Origin of the sequence: Anaerocolumna jejuensis DSM 15929 (assembly GCF_900142215.1) — a bacterium.
Classification (GTDB): domain Bacteria; phylum Bacillota; class Clostridia; order Lachnospirales; family Lachnospiraceae; genus Anaerocolumna; species Anaerocolumna jejuensis.
In genome coordinates this window covers 627682-647679 of record NZ_FRAC01000006.1, presented here as the reverse complement: position 1 = coordinate 647679, position 19998 = coordinate 627682, and the positions used below count along the sequence as shown (strand labels likewise).

The following is a 19998-nucleotide window of genomic DNA, read 5'->3' as shown; positions in this document are numbered from 1 at the left end:
AAAAAATGTCCCGGATTGAGATAAAAGGTTTAAATATGGTATATCAGGGAGCGGATAAGACGGAAGCACTTACGGATATTAATCTTACCGTTGAGGAAGGGGAATTTGTAACCATACTCGGCCCCAGCGGCTGCGGGAAAAGCACTCTCCTTGAGATTGTGGCAGGCCTGATAAAGCAGACCTCCGGAACAATCTCCCTGGACGGTAAGCTGCTGGACGGTCCCAGTGATGATATTGGTGTCGTTTTTCAGGATTCTTCCTTAATGCCCTGGCGGACCATTCGGAAAAACATTGAATTCGGACTTGAGATAAAGAAAACACCCAGGGCAGAGATACGAAAGCTTGTAGACAAATACATAAATATAGTGGGTCTCAATGGCTTTGAAAACAAGTATCCCCATCAGCTTTCCGGTGGTATGAGACAGCGTGCCGGTCTGGCCAGAACATTGATCAATAACCCGGCAGTGCTGCTTATGGATGAACCTCTGGGAGCAGTTGACCATCTGACCAGACTTACAATTCAGGACGAAATTGCAGCCTTATGGAAAAAGGAAAACAAGACCGTTATCTTCATTACCCATGATGTTTCGGAAGCGGTGTATTTAGGAACAAGGGTAGTGCTTCTGTCTCCCAGGCCTGGAAGAGTAAAGCAGATATTCGAGGTACCCTATAATGGCAGCAGGAGCAGGAAGGATAAAGAGGTTCTGGATACTATTGATAAGATATATAGGGAAATCAATTCGGATGTGCCTGTAAAACCGGAAGAGAAAATTGAGTACAGAATATAGGAGGTAGGCATGAGTTTGGCAGACAAAGTAGTTAGCTGCGATGTCCTGGTAATCGGAGGTGCGGGTGCGGCAGTCATGAGCGCCGTATCTGCTGCCAGGGAAGGGGCAAAGGTGGTACTGGTTTCCAAAGGAAAGGTCGGAAAAAGCGGTAATACCATAATGATTGGCGGCGGATTCTCCATTGACGGTGAAAGTGCCAGTAAGGACTGCGGCCTTACGGAGGCAGGTCAGGCTGTTAATAAGGAAAGCCTGTACAGGAAGCTGGTTGCAAGCTCCTTTTATATAGGGAATCAGGAAATTGAAAAGCAATACGTGGAAAAAGGAGGCGAGGGGGTAAGAGAATGCTTATCCTGGGCGAAAAATGCGGGACAGAAGTTCCTGTTCGTACCGGGAGGAGCTGCCTGGATGACCTCCGGCCGTTCCTTTGGAAGAGCTGTAAAGCAGGGGCTGGACGAAAACAAGGATATCTTAAGGTTTGAAGATATAGTTATATCGGACATCCTTCTTTCTAATGGAAAAGCCTGCGGTGCCATTGGCTTTCACATTTATACGGGAGAAATTATTGAATTTCTGGCAAAGTCCGTTGTCCTGGCAACCGGAGGTTTTCAGCCCTTTTCCTTAAAGAATACTATAAGCGACATGACCGGTGACGGTATTGCAATGGCGGTAAGAGCCGGTGCAAGAGCAGTGGATATGGAATTCCTGCTCTTTATACCGACCATTACGGAGCCTTCCTTTGCAAGAGGCTCTATCATTCCCTATCTCTTAACTATTCCGGCAATCAATGAGAAGCTTCCAAGGGTTACGGATTTGGACGGAGAGGAGCTTGTGATTCCGGAGGAATTTGACAGCATTTCAAGAGGAAACAAGGTATTTAAGATAATATACTCCTACTATTGGGGGAAGGGTATTTTCGACAAGATAAATATCTATGGCAATAACCTGTACTATGATTTTAGTGAGTATACGGAGGAGGAAATCTATCAATTTTTCGAGCGGTTTGCCCAGAGGGAAGCGGTCTGGCATCCCGAAGGAAAATACAACGGTATCCTGATCAGGGACCTGGCTGATTATATCATAGCACATGATAAGAAATTAAAGGTTGGTCTGGGAAATGAATACAGTATGGGCGGTATTTCGGTAAAAGAAGACTTTACTACCGGAGTGGAAGGCCTTTATGCTGCCGGCGAGGTGACAGGAGGAACCTTTGGAGCCTTCCGCAGCGGTGACGGTCTGGTGGAAATGCTCGCTCAGGGAGTTACGGCAGGAAAGAATGCGGCACTCTATGCCTCTGCTAATGCTGCAAAGAAGCCGGATAATGAAGAAGAACTTCTTGGAGAACTGCTTGCACCCTTTCACAGGGAGGGCGGGATCAGCCCCTCCGTAATCCATAAAAGGCTGGAAAAAATTGCAGATGAAGGCTTTCATTTCTTTCGTGAAAAAGAGGGACTGGCAAAAGCCCTTAAGGATATTGAGGAGCTGGAAAAGAGCGCAGCGGAAGCTGGCCTGCAGACGAAGGAGAGGAAGTATAATCTGGAATGGTACCAGTATGTAACGGCAAGGAATCTTTTGTTCTGTACCCATGCGGGAATCCATGCGGCGGAGGAAAGAAAGGAAAGCCGGGGATGTCATATGCGTACCGACTATCCGGAGGTCAATAACAAGGAGTATCTTTATAATTTCTATACATCCATCAGGGACGGCAAACTGGCATTTACCTCTGAGAGGCCAAAGGATACCTTTACCCCTCTGCCGGAGAGGAATGCGGCATCCGTACCGGAATTTATACTGGAGCAGCTGGGAGGTAAGGCAGTTGAAAATCTTAATAGCAAGAAGTGACAGGGAAGAATTTGAAGAATACCAGGTAGAGGTAAAGTCCGGTGAGACTACTGTCATGGATATCCTGGATGATATCTATGAGAATCTTGACCACACTTTGGCATATTATAAGCACAGTACCTGTAACCAGGGAATTTGCGGAAGGTGCGCGGTGAAGCTAAACGGCAGAACGGTTTTAGCCTGTATGGAGAAGGTGGACAGTTCCCAGGACACAATAACCATAGAGCCGAAAAATGGAAAAGTAGTAAGGGACCTTGTGACGGAGTAAAAACATGGTACAGTCTTGCGGCAGAATATAATACTGTGTAATACTTTAAAATGTAGTTTTTAATAGTTTCTTTTATTAATTTTTTAATAAATACCAAAGCCATATCTTAGTTATACTTTTCTGTTTCATATTCTATATATAAATGCTGGGCATATCATTTCCTTGATATGCTCAGTATTTATGACCATTTCTATTTATTCAAGTTGAATCAATAAATCTATTAAAATATAAAATCCTTCCCCTGCATAACCAAGCAATGCCGAGGCATATTACGCAAACGATTGCTTAATTTTACATTGCACCCCCCAGACTAATAGAGTAATATTACATAGTAAACTTATAGATATAATATGAATTGAGGTGGAGCATTTATTATGCTGAACAAAACGATGTTTATCACAGCATATTTTCGATGTTGTATCATTTCGGTCATCGCACACCGAAGGGAAAGCGGTGACAGTATTCTGAACCATATTTCAAACAATCCAGTATAAAATTATGAGGGGGAGTTCTATTTATGAAATGCACATTTCTTACGTTAAGAAAGACAATGGTGTTTGCAATTGTTCTGGTTTTAATTACAAGCTTTTTGGGCGGCTGCTCTGGTAAAGCAGCTTTAAAGGCAGGAGGGAAAGCTTCTTCTGCAGAAGTGACTATCACCAATGTTTCCTACGACCCTACACGGGAGCTTTATGAACAGTACAACAAGCTTTTTCAATCCTACTGGGAGAAGGAAAAGGGTCAGAAGGTAGAGATTGTCCAGTCCCACGGCGGTTCCGGCAAGCAGGCACGTTCGGTGCTGGAAGGCAATGAAGCCGATGTGGTAACCTTAGCCCTGGAGGGAGATGTTGATGAAATACGTAAGGCCGGCCTGATAGAAGAAGGCTGGGTGAAGGAATTTCCAAAGAACAGTGCTCCCTATACCTCTACGATTGTATTTTTAGTCCGCAAAGGCAATCCCAAAAACCTAAAGGATTGGGATGACATCGTAAAGTCCGGCGTAGAAATTATCACACCCGACCCAAAGAGTTCCGGCGGGGCAAGGTGGAATTTTCTCGCAGCTTGGGCTTATGCCAACAGGAAATTTGCCGGTGACGAAGACAAAACCAAGGATTTTATGAAAGCCCTGTATTCTAATGTATCTGTATTGGATTCCGGTGCCCGGGGAGCTACCACTACCTTTGTGGAGAACGGGCAGGGGGATGTATTGCTGGCTTGGGAAAATGAAGCCTTCCTTTCTCTAAAGGAGCACCCGGATGATTTTGAGATTATAACGCCGTCCCTAAGCATTCTTGCACAGCCGTCCGTGGCGGTGGTGGATACCAATGTCAAAAAACACGGTACGGAAGAGGTTTCCAAAGCTTATCTTGAATACCTTTACTCAGAGGAGGCCCAGCGGCTGGAAGGACAAAATTATTACCGTCCGTCCAATCCTGATATTTTGAAGGAATTCAGCGGTACTTTTGATCTGAACATCGAACTGGTCAACATTGACGATGATTTCGGAGGATGGGCAAAAGCGTCGGAAAAATTCTTTGCAGATGGTGCCATATTTGATCAGATATATCAGAAATAAGGCTTGCTGCAGCTCGTTGCATAAAATCCAAATAGGGGGGATTAACACTTGTTTCATCTTATAAAATCTGGAAATAGAAAGAATAACGTGATACCGGGCTTTGGACTCTCCATGGGAATTACACTGACCATGCTAAGCCTGATTGTACTGCTTCCGTTGTTTTCGGTGCTTCTTGCCCTTTCAGGCTCCAATTTCGGGGACTTTTGGCGGGTTGTTACCGACAGGCAGACGGTAGCAACCTATAAAGTGAGCCTTTCCTGCGCGGCGGCAGCTACTACGGTAAATGTGATATTTGGAATTCTCCTTGCGTGGATACTGACCCGTTATACATTCCCGTTTCGGAGGATTTTAGACGGACTGATTGAGCTGCCTTTTGCCTTGCCCACTGCGGTTGCCGGTATTTCACTGACCACCCTGTACTCGGATAAGGGATGGATTGGCAGCTGGTTTGATAAAATCGGCATTAAAATCTCCTATACTCCTGCCGGTATCGTAATTGCCATGATATTTATAGGGATTCCTTTTGTGGTTCGCTCCATCCAGCCGGTACTTGAAAAGCTGGATCCGCAGTACGAGGAAGCAGCCCTGGCCCTGGGAGCCAGTCGTACCCGTATCTTTTTTAAGGTGGTATTTCCGGAAATCCTGCCTGCTGCCCTTACGGGGTTTGGATTGGCTTTTGCCCGCTGTATCGGTGAATACGGCAGCGTGGTGTTCATAGCCGGAAATATTCCTTATAAAACCCAGATTACACCTTTGATTATCATGAATAAGCTGGAGCAGTTCAATTATGCGGCTGCCACATCCATTGCCCTGGTAATGGTGGTTTTTGCCTTTCTCCTGTTGTTTGGCATCAACCTGCTTCAGGCTGGAATTAATAAGATTGCGAGGGGGTAACTATATTGAAGCAGCATAAAGTCAAGGTAATACTTATTCTTCTGGGCGCCATGTTTTTGATTGTCATGCTTGTTTTACCGCTTGCCACAGTGCTGGTCTATGCCTTAAGACAGGGTATTGCGGCCTTTTCGGAAGCGGTGACCGATGAGTATGCGGTTAAGGCGCTGAAGCTGACACTGTTCACAACCGGAATTACGGTCATAGTCAATACCATATTTGGAGTATTTGCAGCCTGGGCCATTGCCAAGTTTAATTTCAGGGGCAAACAGATCCTCACTACGTTAATTGACATTCCATTTTCCATCTCCCCTATTATTGCAGGGTTGGTGTTTATTCTCGTATTCGGGCGGATTGGATGGGCTTACCCCCTTTTGGAGACCTGGAATATGAAAATTGTCTTTGCCGTGCCAGGTATCGTATTGGCTACTATTTTTGTTACCTTTCCCTTTGTATCCCGTGAGCTGATTCCATTGATGGAGGCACAGGGAAGTGAGGAGGAGGAAGCAGCTGCCCTCATGGGGGCAAAGGGACTGCGTATTTTTTTTAAGGTTACTCTGCCCCATATTAAATGGGGACTGCTATATGGAGTGATTCTCTGTACCGCCCGCAGCCTGGGAGAATTTGGTGCAGTTTCGGTGGTATCGGGGCATTTGCGGGGAAAGACCAATACACTTCCTCTCCATGTGGAAATTCTGTTCAATGAATTCAAGCTCACAGCCGCCTTTGCCGTTTCCTCTATTTTGGTGGTAATTGCAATCATAATACTTATTTTGCGTAACATCGTGGAATACCGCGTCAAGAGAGAGGAGAGATAAGTTATGTATGTAGAACTCCGGAACATTAACAAAAGATTCGGCAGCTTTCAGGCGGCGGATAATGTCAGCTTTTCCATTGAAAAAGGAAAGCTGATAGGGCTACTTGGACCCTCCGGCAGCGGTAAAACTACGATTTTACGTATGATTGCCGGATTGGAAACACCGGATGGCGGAGACATTATCATTGACGGGCAGCGGGTGAATAACCTTTCTGCCAGCAGCAGGGGAATCGGCTTTGTGTTTCAGAGCTATGCCCTGTTTCGTTATATGACGGTATTTGATAACATTGCTTTTGGGCTTGAGGTGCAGAAGAAAGACAAAGCCTTCATTCGGGAGCGGGTAAATGAATTGATAAAGCTGGTAGGCTTGGAAGGACTGGAAAGGCGCCGGCCTCATCAGCTTTCCGGCGGACAAAAGCAACGGGTGGCCTTTGCCCGTGCTCTGGCACCAAATCCTCATTTATTGCTGCTTGACGAGCCCTTTGCTGCTATTGATGCAAAAATTCGCAAGGAATTGCGTACCTGGTTAAGGGATACGATCAATAAGGTGGGCATCACAAGTATTTTTGTTACCCATGACCAGGAAGAAGCAGTGGAGGTCGCAGACGAAATTATTATCACCAACAGCGGCAGGATTGAACAAATCGGAACACCCATAGATATTTATAAAAATCCTGCCACCCCCTTTGCTGCCAAATTCATAGGAGAATCTACGGTAATTGAAAATTATGGCCGGCTTCATGGCTTTGAAATGGATGAAAGCTACATAAAAGCCATAATCAGGCCGGAATTTGTGCGTGTTACCAAGATGGACCGGGAGGTGTATCCCCATGCTTCAGAGAGGGGGATAGTGGAAGCGGTTTTCTTTCGGGGTAATATGCTGGAATTACGGCTTGCTGTGGGAGAATTAAAATTCATCACGTACCATTCTCTGGAAGACGATGTGATTGCCGTGGGGGAAGAGGTCAGTATTTTAATTTACCGGCTGTATCTTTATAATGACAATCAGGTGCGGCTGGTGGAAAATATGGCATTCAAATCCGGCAGTACTTTCACAATCTGATCCGGACAAAAGGAAGGGAGCTTCATTTTGCAACAGCTCCCTTTATATGTATGCTCCGGCATTTAAATTTGCAACGCTTTCACGGATTGCCAGCTTGTTGGGCAAAAAGATTTGCATAGGCAGTCTGTGCCGCTTATGGATTCTGTTAAGCAGAGTCTGTACTGCAATATTTCCCATTTCAACGATTGGCATCCCCACGGTGGTCAGCATGGGGGAAACATAGCCGGAAAGTTCAATATTATCCATGCTGATAATGGAAAGCTGTTCCGGTACTTTTATTTTTGACTCCGTAAAGCGGCGCAGAGCAGCAATAGCAGCAATGTCGGTTGCACAGAAAATGGCGGTGGGAAGAGGCTTTGCTGTGTTAAGCAGATAGTCGGCACCCTGGTAACCGCCGGCTCCGTTTTGAGGGCAATTGCTTACAAGGCCCGGGGAAAATGCCAGTCCATGCTCGCGAAGGGTATCAAGATATGCCTGGTACCTCACCTCGCCGGAGATCTCTCCGATATAGCCGATTCTCCGGTGACCGTAAGCAATCAAATGCTTCATTGCAATTTGAGTCGCCTCATATCCGTTGCAGATGACCTGGTCACAGCTGGCAGAAATGATATTACGGCCCACATAGACGAGATTTTTATAGCGCTTTTCCAAAAAGTCCATATAATTTTTGTTAACCCGCCCAAGAATAATAGCACCATCCGCTTTGAAAGAACTTGTTTCTTCCGGTATGGAGTTCGGCTTCATGTCAAAAACCGAATAAGAAAACCGTACGGGATATCCCTGTTCCATTGCCTGCTGCTCAATGACTCTTGCGAGCTGGGCAAAAAACGGATCATCCTCCAAGGTCCTGGTTCTGCCCAAAATACAGGCTAAGGCACCGTCTGATGATTTCTGCTCCTTTATTTTTCCGCACTTTAACTCTTTGGCATTTAAATTAGGGGTATAACCTGTTTCCTTGATAATTGACCAAACCCGGTCCCGTACCTCCTTCCGGGCAAAGCTGTCATCCGGGGAGTTGATAATCCGTGATACGGTAGAAACAGATACCCCGGCCAGTGCCGCTACTTCTTTTAATGTCATACCGGAATCTCCTCACAGAAATAATATTAAATATATATGTTTAATATGATATGATATCCTGGAATAAATTTCAAGTGAAAATTTGTAAAACGTTTGCGTAGATTCAGCCTTGATTTTAGGCACCTTTTAGCAGCCTTTTAAATGCTTTCTTGTGTAACGTTTGCGTAATCGGCTCTGGATTTTCAGAAATATACCATATAGAATTAGTAATAGCATATTAAATAAATATATAAAGTAGGTGATTGCATGGAGCTGCAACTAAAAGCACTTACCACGGACTTTCTGATTATAGGTGGTGGTACGGCGGGGTGTTACGCGGCCTTGACTTTTGCGGAAGTGTCCGGCGGGAATGTACTGATTGCAGAAAAAGCGAATATAAAACGCAGCGGCTGCCTGGCCGCCGGAGTCAATGCTATTAATGCCTATATAGTGCCGGGAAAGACTCCGGAGGATTATGTAGATTATGCACGCAGGGATGCGGAGGACATCGTCCGTGATGATTTGCTGCGGACTATGGCAGAGGGCCTGAACCGAACAGCTGCCAAAATGGAGCGTTTGGGGCTGACTATCCTGAAGGATGAACAGGGGCAGTATGTTACACGGGGAAACCGCAATATAAAAATAAACGGAGAGAATATCAAGCCCATTCTAGCCGGTGCCGTTGCCTCCTGTCCGCAGATTACCGTATTGAACAGGGTAAATGTGTTTGACTATATCATAAAGCAGGGACGGATTCAGGGTGCTTACGCCATTGCTGTGGATGAGCCGGTTTTATATGTAATATCGGCAAAGGCTGTACTCTGTGCCACAGGTGGTGCGTCCGGATTATATAGGCCCAACCATCCCGGATTTTCCCGTCATAAAATGTGGTACCCGCCCTTTAATACAGGTGCGGGGTATGCAATGGGCATCCGTGGCGGTGCAGAAATGACTACCCTTGAAATGCGCTTTATAGCCCTTCGGTGCAAGGATACCATTGCTCCCACCGGGACATTGGCCCAGGGGGTGGGGGCAAGGCAGATCAATGCCCTAGGTGAAGTATATGAGCAAAAATATGGAATTACCACCTCCCAAAGGGTATATGGTACGGTGACGGAGAACCTGGAAGGACGGGGTCCATGCTATCTGCGAACGGCAGGCATTACCAAAACCCAGGAGGAGGATTTGCAGAAAGCCTATCTTAATATGGCGCCCGGTCAAACTCTTCGCTGGATTGAAAGCAGGCAGACACCCGGCAGAAAAAATGTGGAAATCGAGGGTACCGAGCCCTATATAGTCGGCGGGCATACCGCCAGTGGTTACTGGGTGGATGTGAACAGAGAGACCACCATCAGAGGGTTATATGCGGCGGGAGATGTTGCCGGGGGCTGTCCCCAGAAATATGTGACAGGGGCCTTTGCAGAGGGTGAAATTGCAGCAAAGTCGGCAGCCGGCTATATAAGGTGTGAAAGTGAAGCATTTTCGCAGTCCATAATCAATGGCAATACCGCAGATAAATCCGAGGGACATAACGGGAGCAAATGTGAAGATAGAACATTTTCACAGTCCACTATCAATGGCAATACCACAGACAGGTTTGAGGTAAGCAACGGGAGTGGGAGTGAAATAACTCCACCAGATATGGAAGAGGCTTGTAATAAGAAACGCCGGCTGGAGGGCTTTTTAAACTCCACGCAGGCCCCCTGCACTACGGATGAATTGGAGGAAGCCATGCAGGCTGTCATGGATGAGTATGCAGGCGGAATTGGCTCTAATTACCGCTTTTCAGAAAAGTCTCTTGTTATAGCTGAAGACAGAATCCGTAAGCTGGAACAGCAATCCGGCCTTTTGGGAGCATCAGGGATGCAGGAGCTGGTCTACATATTAGAACTGCAGGAACGTCTTACACTCTGCAGATCGGTAATAGCCCATCTGGCTGCCCGTAAAGAAACCCGCTGGCATAGCTTTGCCGAGTATACGGATTATCCCGATAGCAGTGATAAATGGAAGCTGTATGTAAATTCCAGGCTGGAGGATGGGAAGCTGAATATGATTTTCCGGCCATTGGTGCAGGAGGGAGGAAAATATGAGCATTGAGATTTCCAAGGAGATTTGTATTGGATGCGGTCAGTGCGCGCAAATCTGTCCGGGCACCCTGATAAGGCTGGGGGATACCGGTAAGGCATTCATTTCCCATGCAGAGCGTTGCTGGGGCTGTGCCTCCTGTGTCAAGGAATGCCCGGTGCAGGCAATTGCCATGTTCCTGGGAGAGGATGCGGGAGGCCTGGGGGGAAGACTTACTGTCCGCAGGGAAAATACCCTGCTGCATTGGATAATCACGATGCCTGACGGAGAAAAACAAATCATTACCTTAGACAGCCGTGATGCAAATAAATATTAGGAGTGAAGCATATGCCACTAACACATTTAGATAAACTGGAGGCTGAGGCCATCTACATTTTCCGGGAAGTAGCCGCCGAGTGCGAGCGTCCGGTCATGCTGTATTCCATTGGAAAGGATTCATCCGTCATGCTCCATCTGGCCATGAAGGCTTTTTACCCCGAAAAACCACCCTTTCCTTTTCTGCATATCGATACAAGCTGGAAGTTTCGTGAAATGATTGAATTCCGGGACAGAAAGGCAAAAGAGCTGGGGATTCAGATGCTGGTCTGCCGCAATGAAGATGCCATTGCCAGGGGGGTTAATCCCTTTGATTACGGTGCGGCCTACACCGACATTATGAAAACACAGGCCCTGAAAGAAGCACTGACGAAATACCAATTTACGGCAGCCTTTGGAGGAGGGCGGCGTGATGAGGAGAAATCCCGTGCAAAAGAGAGGATTTTTTCCTTCCGGAATGAACATCACGCATGGGACCCCAAAAACCAACGGCCGGAAATGTGGAAGCTATACAACACCCGGATGAACAAGGGTGAAAGTATGAGGGTGTTCCCTATTTCCAACTGGACGGAAAAAGATATCTGGCAATATATCCGCCGGGAAAATATAGACATTGTCCCCCTGTATTTTGCCGCTGAACGCCCGGTGGTATACCGGGACGATAATATTATTATGGTGGATGATGACAGGATGCACCTGGAGCCGGGGGAGACTCCGGAGCTTAAGAAAATCCGCTTCCGTACCCTGGGCTGCTATCCTCTGACCGGCGGAGTGGAGTCGGAGGCAGATACCCTGGATGAGGTGATAGCCGAGACACTTTCCGCCGTGACCTCGGAGCGTACCAGCAGGGTAATTGATAAGGAAGCGGCAGGAAGTATGGAACGGCGGAAACGGGAGGGATACTTTTAATGAGCAATGCAGAAAACGGGTTATTAAAGTTTATCACCTGCGGCAGTGTGGACGATGGAAAATCCACGCTGATCGGTCATATTTTATACGATTCCAAGCTTTTGTATGCCGACCAGGAACAGGCACTGCTGCTGGACAGTCAGGTCGGGAGCCGTGGCGGAGCAATTGATTATTCCCTGCTGCTGGACGGATTGATGGCCGAACGTGAGCAGGGAATCACAATAGATGTGGCGTACCGTTATTTTACCACCGAACAGCGGAGCTTTATTGTAGCGGATACTCCCGGCCATGAGGAGTATACCCGGAATATGGCAGTAGGGGCTTCCTTTGCCGACCTGGCGGTGATTTTAGTGGATGCTTCCCTGGGAGTTCTGAAGCAGACCCGCCGTCATGCCCGCATCTGTGCACTGATGGGTATCCGGTATTTTGTATTTGCTGTAAACAAAATGGATTTAATCAAATATAATCAAAAAACCTTTGCTGCAATTTCAGAAGATATCGGAAGGCTTCAGGCAGAGCTGGGACTGCAGGATACCGTTATAATTCCTGTTTCCGCCACCGAGGGAGACAATGTCACAGTGCATTCCGGTAAGATGCCCTGGTATCAGGGCAGCACTCTTTTAGCACATTTGGAAACAGTGGATATTTCCGGAAGCCTGCCGGAAGCCGGTTTTTATATGCCCGTACAGAGGGTCTGCCGCCCCGACCGCAGTTTCCGCGGCTTTCAGGGGCAGATTGAAGCAGGAAGGGTCAGTACCGGTGACAGGATTACTGTTCTGCCCAGCGGTGAAATTGCGGTAGTCAAATCAATTCATCTTGGAAACAAGGAAGTAGACAAGGGGGAACTGGGGCAGCCTGTAACCATTCAGCTGGACAGGGAAGTGGATATTTCAAGGGGATGTGTGCTGGCATGGGAGGCGGAATTAAAAATTGCAAATTCCTTTTCTGCCACCCTGTTATGGATGGATGAACAAGAACTGATTCCCGGCAAGGAGTACTGGGTTAAGCTGGGAACTAAACTGCTGCCCGCCATTGTCACGGATATCCGCCATAAGGTGGATGTAAACAATGGTATGCTGCTTCCTGCCGATTCCCTTTCAAAAAATGAAATTGCCCGGTGCGGGATTGTACTCTCCGAGCAGGCGGTGCTGGATGAATTTTGTTTACACAAAACCCTGGGGGAACTGATTTTAATAGACCGGGTGAGTCATGTTACGGCAGCTTGCGGTATCCTTGAGAGTGTCGGTGAGCAGAAGCCGGATGATGTTTTCCTTAGGGAGGATTCCATGAAACTGAAAGTCAACCTTTTTGACCAGTTTTATTACCATCCTGATATCCATACCATTCTGCGGCACAGTCCGTCACCGGTCACCTATGAAAAAGGGGATGAACTGCCCCTGAATGGTGAGGGGTATCAATATCCGGGGGATTTTGACCTGGCGGCGGATTCCGTTGTTGCCAATATACGCAACGGCATATTTAAAGGCTTTGGCTCACGTGAATCCAGGTATCCCCTCCTTGACAGATACGGAAATGAACTGGAGGCAGGCCAGCCCCCGGCCTTCGGAAAATACCATAAGATTCCGGTATGGGAAAATAATGAAAATAATGCAGAATTTCAGGAAAGAGGTGACTGATATGGCAGTTAATTACAAAGCCCTGAAGGATGAAGGATTTATGCGCCAGGTACAACAGGACAATTTCTCCCTGCGGCTGAAGGTGGTGGGCGGAAACTTAAGTTCAGAACAGCTTTTAACAATTTCTGAAATAAGCAAAAAGTATGGAGACGGGCATGTGCACCTTACCTCCCGCCAGAGCGTGGAAATTCCCTTTATCAAGCTGGAGGATGTGGAGGCAGTTAAGAAGGAACTGGAGGCAGGAGGCGTAAATACAAGCGTGTGCGGTCCTCATGTCCGCACGGTCACGGCCTGCCAGGGCAGCAGGGTCTGTCCTTCAGGCTGCATTGACACCTATGCCCTGGCCCTTGAAGTTTCTGACAGGTATTTTGGCAGAGTTCTGCCTCACAAATTCAAAATAGGAATAACCGGCTGCAGGAACAACTGTCTTAAGGCCGAAGAAAACGACTTTGGTGTCAAAGGCGGTCTTACAGTTGAATGGATTCCCAATGCCTGTACTCTCTGCGGTGTGTGCATTAAGGCCTGCCGGGAAGGCGCTTTAACACAGAGCGGCAGCGAAATTTTGCGCGATGTGGATAAATGCAGCAATTGCGGTAGGTGTGCCAAGGTCTGTCCCTTTCATGCCTGGAAGGGCAATCCGGGATATCTTCTTACTTTTGGCGGGACTTTTGGAAACATGATTGCCAAAGGAGAGCAGTTTATACCAATTATTCGCGATAAAGAAACGCTCTTTCGTGTGGCTGATACGGCTTTGGCATTTTTTGAGAAGCATGCCAGACCGGGCGAGCGCTTTCGTGGGGCAATCAACAGAGTGGGCTGGGACAGCTTCAAGTCGGAAATAGAGGCAGCGTACAAGGGCTGAATCAGGGGAAAAGGCATAAGGAATAAATAATTACAAAAATCTTTTATTAGGAAAGGCACTTAAGTAAGGCACAGGGCATAAATTAATAATAAACCCCAATCGTTGAGGTGCTTTTAGAGTGAAATCTTTTCCAAAGCCACTGAGCGCCAAGGAAGAAACGGAAATCCTGTGCCAATGCATGGAAGGCAGCAAAGAAGCAAGGGATATCCTCATTGAACGTAATCTCCGCCTGGTAGCGCATATTGTTAAGAAATACAATACGGCGGATAGAGAAATAGATGATTTAATATCCATTGGCACAATTGGTTTGATAAAAGCAATCGACACCTTTGACCCGGATAAAGGAATACGGCTAGCCACCTATGCCTCAAGGTGTATTGATAATGAACTGCTTATGATGTTAAGAAGCGGAAAAAGACAGGCAAAGGAAGTGTACCTCTATGAACCCATTGGTTCTGACAAGGAGGGGCATGAGATTAATCTTTTGGATATCATAGAAAGCTCGGAATCCGATATCATAGAAGATATAGAACTGCAGGGGAATGTTAAAAGGCTTTATGAACTGGTCAATAAGGTTCTGAGTAAAAGGGAAAAGCAGATTATCGAAATGCGTTACGGCCTTAATGCACAGGAAGAAGTAACACAGCGTGAAATAGCAAGTAAAATTGGGATTTCAAGGTCCTATGTATCAAGAATCGAGAAAAAGGCATTAAAAAAATTACGGGAGAATTTTGAGAAGGAATTCAGGGATATCTGATATTGAGCGGGAATTATAAAAGAGGCTGCTGCAAATAACTTAACTTACAGAAGGAGCAATTTGATTTCTCTGTAATGCACTGTCTGAAAGACCTGTTACCAGATTTATATGTGTAAACCGAACAATTTTTGTCCGATTAACATATGCAGATCTGATGATGTGTCCTGAAGCCGGTGTGTGAAGGGAAAACAAATTGCTCCTTCTGTATTTAAGGCAGGATGCAACAGTCTTATTTATTTCATAAAATTAACAGTTGTTTAGAATATGTTCAGTGCACAGCTCTATAATAAGTTCTGGAATAAGATAATAATAATTATTATTCTAAAGCAGGATGAATTGACAGATATCTTGAGGTTTTATTTCTATAATAGACAAAAAAATCTAAAATAAATAATAATAATTACTATCCTTACAATGATTGACAAAATACGATTTATACTGTATAGTAACAGCTAGGTACAAAGTACTATTGACGTATGGAAAAATATGTTGCAGAGGAATGTGTAAAATGATAAAAAGTCTGACAGAGAAGATAAATGATTTATCAATTAAGGTTGCTGTTGTAGGGCTTGGATATGTTGGAATGCCTATTGCAGTGGCCTTTTCTAAAAAAATCCCTACCATTGGTTTTGACATTAATGAAAAGAAAATAGAAGATTACCGGAAGGGGCTGGATACGACCGGAGAAGTTGGAAAGGAAGAGCTGAAAGATTGCCCGGCTGAATTTACGGCAGAGGAAGCGAAGCTGAAAGAGGCAGATTTTATCATTGTTGCCGTTCCTACACCGGTTAATGATGATAAAACACCTGATTTGACTCCTATAACAGATGCCTGTGAAATCATCGGAAGAAATCTGAAGCAGGGAAGTATTATAGTATTTGAATCTACCGTATATCCCGGAGTGACAGAGGAAATATGCGTACCGGTTCTGGAGCAGTATTCGGGACTTCACTGCGGAGTGGATTTCAGGATTGGCTATTCGCCTGAACGGATTAACCCGGGAGATAAGGAACACAGGTTAACCAATATTGTAAAGATCGTATCCGGCATGGACTATGAGACAACGGAGCTGATTGCCGGAGTATACGAAATGATAATAGATGCCGGTGTATTTAAGACAAGCAGTATTAAAGTGGCGGAGGCTGCCAAGCTGGTAGAAAATGCACAACGGGATATTAATATAGCATTTTTAAATGAAATAGCCATGGCATTTGAAAGAATGGGCATCTCTACGGGAGAGGTTTTAACTGCCATGGGAACAAAATGGAATGCCCTTAAGTTTACACCGGGCCTGGTGGGAGGCCATTGTATTGGCGTTGACCCTTACTATTTTATCAGCAGGGCAGAACGCTTTGGCTACCATTCCCAGATTATAACGGCAGGCAGAAGAATTAATGACGGCATGGGAAGCTTTGTGGCTGATGTCACTGTCAAAAAGCTGATTCAGGCTGATAAATTGATTAAAAACACAAAGATTTATGTCATGGGGATAACCTTCAAAGAAAACTGTCCCGATATACGCAACACCAAGGTCATGGATATCGTAAACAGGCTTTCGGAGTATCAGGCTGATATTTCCGTTACCGATCCGGCGGCGGACAGGAATGAGGTCTTAAGCCATTATCTGTGTAAGCTGGTTGAGCTGGAAGAAGTAAAAGAGGCGGATTGCCTGATTTTTGCAGTTGCCCATAAGGAATTCAGGAAGCTGACTGTCAATGACCTTGACAAGATGTTTAAAAACATGGCAAATGATAAAAAGGTAATCATAGATATAAAGGGAATGTTTGACAAACAGGAACTGGAGAGCAGGGGCTATACATACTGGAGCTTATAAAACAACAGGGGTGGTTTATGAAAATAAAAAGGAAAAACTGGATTATCATTATTATCCTGATACTGTGTGCCAGTATCGGGTGCGCCGGTATACTTGTCTTTAAGCTGAAGAATAAAGAAAAGGCTCAACCGGTGGATAAAAGGTTTGATGCTTCCGAAGATATACAGCAGGCATTATTAAAATTAAAAAAGGATGCAAAGAAATCAGAGACCATTACCGGTGTTCAGACCACGGAAAAAGTAATGGCCCTGAATTTTAAAGGTCTTGGCAATACGGCGAGCAGCAGTAAAATCCTTGAATTATTGGAGCAATATAGCATAAAGGGCACCTTCTTTCTTCCGGGTATCCAGGCTGCGGAGGATTCCGCTATCGTAAAGAAAATGGTAAAGGACGGTCACAGGGTAGAAAGCAATACACTGACCGGAAAGAAAAACCTGGAGAAGGAAAGTCAGAAAGAGTTGGTAACAGATTTTTGCAGAACCAATAATATCCTGAAAGAGATAACGGGAAAGGTACCGGAGCTGTTAATGTGCAATTCCACGGAATATACGGACAATGTATTGCAGGCGGCTTATGCTTCCGGCAATGAAAGGGTTGTAACCGGCACCCTCTACTTAAGCTATCAAAGCTTTAAAAATTATGAACAGGTCCTGGATTATGTAAAAGCCCTGGATTATGGAACAATATTGACGGTTAAGCTGGATGGTCCTTTGGAAAAGGATGAATATTCCAACAGTAAAAAGAACGAAAAACCGGCGGTGGACAAGCAGGCCGGGGTAAGTACCGAAGAGCAGGATAACAGCCTGTCCCAGGAGGAGAAGTTAATCCAGGTAGTCGGCTGGCTTTTAAAAGCACTTAGCGAGACAAAAGCGGAAACCGTTTTTACGGCAGATATCAATAACTATAAGGACGGAGATTTTGCGAAGGACTTTCAGTCATACCGTGAGAAGAACAAAGGAAAGCTGGCGGAGGTTTATACCAGAATTGCAACAGATGAAAATCTGCTTTCTTTTTCCTTCCGAGGGATTGGAAACGAAGAAAAGTTAAAGGAAATACTAAGATTTTTAAAAGAGAATCATTTAAAGGCTACCTTTTTTGTAACCGGGGACGACCTTTTGAATTACGGAAATGAAATCAGAATAATCCTTGAGCAGGGGCATCAAATCGGTAACGGCGGCCTGACGGGGAAGGATGTTACCCAAAGGGGTTTCAATGAGGTCTGCTTTGAGATCTATAAATGCGATAAGATACTAAAAGATAATTATGGAATTTCGACGGATATTTTTATGCCGGTGTACGGCAAATATAACGATACGGTAAGAGAGGCTGCTTCCGCACTGGGATATAAGCTTGTCTCTTACAGCAAGAACCCCATAACCGATAATACCATGTCCTTACAGGATATCATGAAATATTATAAAAATGGTTTTAAGAACGGGGATATCATATTCTTTTGGCTGAATGGCCATGATGATTTGCTGCAGGCAGTATCAGGAACCTACAAGCTGGCAGAAAAGCAGAATTACCGGTTCACCAGTGTGAAGACTCTGTTTGCAAAGCATTCAATAATGGTTGTAAAGAATAGTGATCCTGCAAAGACCTCAGGCAGCAAAGGCAATGCAAATAACGGAAAGACAAACTCTGAGGGTAATGGGGACAGTGACAAGGCGAAGGCTATGCTAAAACAGCTCCGGGCGGCAAACAAGGGAAAGCTGGCAGCGGAAGTGAAGGCTGTCTATACTACGGAAAAAGCCTTAAGCTATACCTTCACCGGTATCAGCAATACCAAGGTCCTGAAGGATGTATTAAATAAGCTTGATAAGCTTGGAGCAAAAGGAACTTTCTTTGTTACGGAAGAAGAAACCAGGAAATACGGCAATGAGATAAAAAAGATAGCCGATGCCGGGCATGAGATTGAAATCTGTCTGAATCCTTCAAAGGGAGAGGATTTTAATACGGTAGGCATGAGTATTCTGTCTGTACGGAATGCGGTGGAAAAAATCTGCGGTCAGAAGCCGGCACTGGTACGCTGCCCTTATGTCATTGATATGCCTAAGGGAATGCGGGAGGCTATTTCCAGTACGGGATGCACTATTCTTTGGCAGGATGTTAATTTTGTAAACTCGGCCATTGGTAAGCAGGGAACCTTTGAGGAGGTAGTAAGCCGCATATACAATGATGGAAATATCAGTGCCAAAAGAGGAGAAATCGTTTACTTCCGCCTCGATTATTATGAAAACCCGGAATTAATCGGAAAGCTTCTCCTGGACTTTACGGACAGAAGAGTTAATACGGTCGCATACCAGGAAAAGGGAAAGGCTGCTGCCGCCTATCAGATAAAACCTTTAAAGGAACTGCTTTACAGCAAGGAGGTTTATAGGTATCCGGTTGCGCCGGGCAGTGTGCTGGCGGACTTACAAAACCGTATATATGCAGGACATCTGAACAACCTCAGCGAGGAGGCTGTGCTCGATACCTTAAGTAAGAGATATATAGGAAACCCGGACATTGTATCAAGCGCCCTGCCCGGATTTACAACGGAAGAATTGGAAGGGTTAAATAAGACGGGTACCTTTACGAAGGATAAGGTTCTATTCCTGACCTTTGATGACTGGGGTTCAGATAAGCCGATTAATCAGCTGCTGTATGTCCTTCAGAAATACAATGTTAAAGGAAACTTTTTTATCCGGACCAATTATTTGGAGTCCAATCCGAATCTTCTCCGTGCAATTGCAGAAGACGGCCATGATGTAGGAAGCCATACGAATCAGCATCTTCCCTTTGCTGACTCCAATACAAAGCTGGATGAAGATGATATTAATGGAGAATATACCTCTATCACCGAGAAAGAGGCAGCAGAAAGAAAGCTGGATTTACAGCTTTCCTATAAAAAATTAGTATCTGTCATCGGTGATGTACAGATTAATGGAAAATCTGCACTGACTACAATATTCAGGCCTCCGACACTGGCTATGAGTAAGAGGGGGATGGAAACTATTCTGGATACGGGATTTTCCCATATTGTCAGCGGTGATTTCGACCCACATGACTATGCGGCAAAGGATGCAAAAGAACTGGCTGATAAAATACTTAACGGCATAGAGGACGAAGATGGTTCTGTACGGACTCTTCAAAACGGCAGTGTAATTGTCATGCATATGTCCGATGACAGCAGTACACCGAACAACAGGAATGATATAACTGCCGAAGCTCTGGATATGGTTATTCCAAAGCTTTTAGAGAGGGGCTACAGCTTTGCCAGATTGAGCCGGTATCTTACGGAGGAATAATACCATCC

16 protein-coding genes are annotated in these 19998 nt (G+C 45.5%); 15 read left to right on the top strand and 1 reads right to left on the bottom strand.

What is annotated here, in order from left to right; translation table 11 throughout:
- The first annotated feature begins 5 nt into the window (after positions 1-5).
- The 7 genes from BUB77_RS02915 to BUB77_RS02885 all read left to right on the top strand — a co-directional run bounded on the left by BUB77_RS02915 (position 6) and on the right by BUB77_RS02885 (position 7242).
- Positions 6-788 (top strand): ABC transporter ATP-binding protein, encoded by a 783-nt coding sequence (locus BUB77_RS02915; protein WP_073272713.1) that lies wholly within the window; start codon positions 6-8, stop codon positions 786-788.
- Positions 789-797: 9 nt separating this feature from the next.
- Positions 798-2627: an FAD-dependent oxidoreductase gene (locus BUB77_RS02910; RefSeq protein WP_073272711.1), complete on the top strand. Its 1830-nt coding sequence runs from the start codon at positions 798-800 to the stop codon at positions 2625-2627.
- A complete protein-coding gene (locus BUB77_RS02905) occupies positions 2602-2895 on the top strand; it encodes a 2Fe-2S iron-sulfur cluster-binding protein (RefSeq protein ID WP_073272709.1) in 294 nt (97 codons plus the stop codon). The genes BUB77_RS02910 and BUB77_RS02905 overlap by 26 nt, the downstream gene beginning before the upstream one ends.
- A gap of 517 nt (positions 2896-3412) precedes the next feature.
- The gene (locus tag BUB77_RS02900) at positions 3413-4471 is read left to right on the top strand and encodes a sulfate ABC transporter substrate-binding protein (protein ID WP_242962345.1); all 1059 of its coding nucleotides are present in this window, start codon (positions 3413-3415) and stop codon (positions 4469-4471) included.
- A 48-nt stretch (positions 4472-4519) separates the two neighbouring features.
- Entirely contained in the window at positions 4520-5365 is an 846-nt protein-coding gene (gene cysT, locus BUB77_RS02895) for a sulfate ABC transporter permease subunit CysT (RefSeq protein ID WP_278277702.1), read from the top strand.
- A gap of 5 nt (positions 5366-5370) precedes the next feature.
- The gene (cysW, locus tag BUB77_RS02890) at positions 5371-6180 is read left to right on the top strand and encodes a sulfate ABC transporter permease subunit CysW (protein ID WP_073272707.1); all 810 of its coding nucleotides are present in this window, start codon (positions 5371-5373) and stop codon (positions 6178-6180) included.
- 3 nt (positions 6181-6183) lie between these two features.
- Complete coding sequence (locus tag BUB77_RS02885) at positions 6184-7242, top strand: sulfate/molybdate ABC transporter ATP-binding protein (protein WP_073272705.1); 1059 nt, start codon at positions 6184-6186, stop codon at positions 7240-7242.
- Positions 7243-7284: 42 nt separating this feature from the next.
- Here BUB77_RS02885 and BUB77_RS02880 read toward each other — a convergent pair whose 3' ends face one another.
- On the bottom strand, positions 7285-8322 hold the full coding sequence (locus BUB77_RS02880) for a LacI family DNA-binding transcriptional regulator (RefSeq protein ID WP_073272703.1): 1038 nt from the start codon (positions 8320-8322) through the stop codon (positions 7285-7287).
- 246 nt (positions 8323-8568) lie between these two features.
- Here BUB77_RS02880 and BUB77_RS02875 point away from each other — a divergent pair, with 246 nt between their 5' ends.
- From BUB77_RS02875 to BUB77_RS02840, 8 genes are all read left to right on the top strand, one after another.
- Positions 8569-10398, top strand: a complete 1830-nt coding sequence (locus tag BUB77_RS02875; RefSeq protein WP_084123874.1) for an adenylyl-sulfate reductase subunit alpha — start codon at positions 8569-8571, stop codon at positions 10396-10398.
- Positions 10388-10702: a 4Fe-4S dicluster domain-containing protein gene (locus BUB77_RS02870; RefSeq protein WP_073272702.1), complete on the top strand. Its 315-nt coding sequence runs from the start codon at positions 10388-10390 to the stop codon at positions 10700-10702. The genes BUB77_RS02875 and BUB77_RS02870 overlap by 11 nt, the downstream gene beginning before the upstream one ends.
- 11 nt (positions 10703-10713) lie before the next feature.
- Positions 10714-11610, top strand: a complete 897-nt coding sequence (gene cysD / locus BUB77_RS02865) for a sulfate adenylyltransferase subunit CysD (RefSeq protein ID WP_073272700.1) — start codon at positions 10714-10716, stop codon at positions 11608-11610.
- The gene (locus tag BUB77_RS02860) at positions 11610-13247 is read left to right on the top strand and encodes a sulfate adenylyltransferase subunit 1 (protein ID WP_073272698.1); all 1638 of its coding nucleotides are present in this window, start codon (positions 11610-11612) and stop codon (positions 13245-13247) included. Before cysD ends, BUB77_RS02860 begins: the two co-directional genes overlap by 1 nt.
- Position 13248: 1 nt before the next feature.
- Positions 13249-14109 carry a 4Fe-4S binding protein gene (locus tag BUB77_RS02855; RefSeq protein WP_073272696.1) on the top strand — a complete coding sequence of 287 codons (861 nt, stop codon included), beginning with the start codon at positions 13249-13251 and terminating at the stop codon, positions 14107-14109.
- Between the two features lie 118 nt (positions 14110-14227).
- Positions 14228-14866: an RNA polymerase sporulation sigma factor SigK gene (gene sigK / locus BUB77_RS02850; protein ID WP_073272694.1), complete on the top strand. Its 639-nt coding sequence runs from the start codon at positions 14228-14230 to the stop codon at positions 14864-14866.
- Positions 14867-15374: 508 nt separating this feature from the next.
- Complete coding sequence (locus tag BUB77_RS02845) at positions 15375-16700, top strand: nucleotide sugar dehydrogenase (protein ID WP_073272692.1); 1326 nt, start codon at positions 15375-15377, stop codon at positions 16698-16700.
- Between the two features lie 17 nt (positions 16701-16717).
- Complete coding sequence (locus BUB77_RS02840) at positions 16718-19990, top strand: polysaccharide deacetylase family protein (protein WP_073272691.1); 3273 nt, start codon at positions 16718-16720, stop codon at positions 19988-19990.
- Positions 19991-19998: the final 8 nt, after the last annotated feature.

Coding starts and splice junctions, on each gene's coding strand:
- BUB77_RS02880 (WP_073272703.1), bottom strand. CDS start 8,322: ATGACATTAAAAGAAGTAGCGGCACTGGCCGGGGTATCTGTTTCTACC.
- BUB77_RS02910 (WP_073272711.1), top strand. CDS start 798: ATGAGTTTGGCAGACAAAGTAGTTAGCTGCGATGTCCTGGTAATCGGA.
- BUB77_RS02900 (WP_242962345.1), top strand. CDS start 3,413: ATGAAATGCACATTTCTTACGTTAAGAAAGACAATGGTGTTTGCAATT.
- cysD (WP_073272700.1), top strand. CDS start 10,714: ATGCCACTAACACATTTAGATAAACTGGAGGCTGAGGCCATCTACATT.
- BUB77_RS02845 (WP_073272692.1), top strand. CDS start 15,375: ATGATAAAAAGTCTGACAGAGAAGATAAATGATTTATCAATTAAGGTT.
- BUB77_RS02860 (WP_073272698.1), top strand. CDS start 11,610: ATGAGCAATGCAGAAAACGGGTTATTAAAGTTTATCACCTGCGGCAGT.
- BUB77_RS02915 (WP_073272713.1), top strand. CDS start 6: ATGTCCCGGATTGAGATAAAAGGTTTAAATATGGTATATCAGGGAGCG.
- BUB77_RS02885 (WP_073272705.1), top strand. CDS start 6,184: ATGTATGTAGAACTCCGGAACATTAACAAAAGATTCGGCAGCTTTCAG.
- BUB77_RS02870 (WP_073272702.1), top strand. CDS start 10,388: ATGAGCATTGAGATTTCCAAGGAGATTTGTATTGGATGCGGTCAGTGC.
- BUB77_RS02855 (WP_073272696.1), top strand. CDS start 13,249: ATGGCAGTTAATTACAAAGCCCTGAAGGATGAAGGATTTATGCGCCAG.
- BUB77_RS02875 (WP_084123874.1), top strand. CDS start 8,569: ATGGAGCTGCAACTAAAAGCACTTACCACGGACTTTCTGATTATAGGT.
- BUB77_RS02840 (WP_073272691.1), top strand. CDS start 16,718: ATGAAAATAAAAAGGAAAAACTGGATTATCATTATTATCCTGATACTG.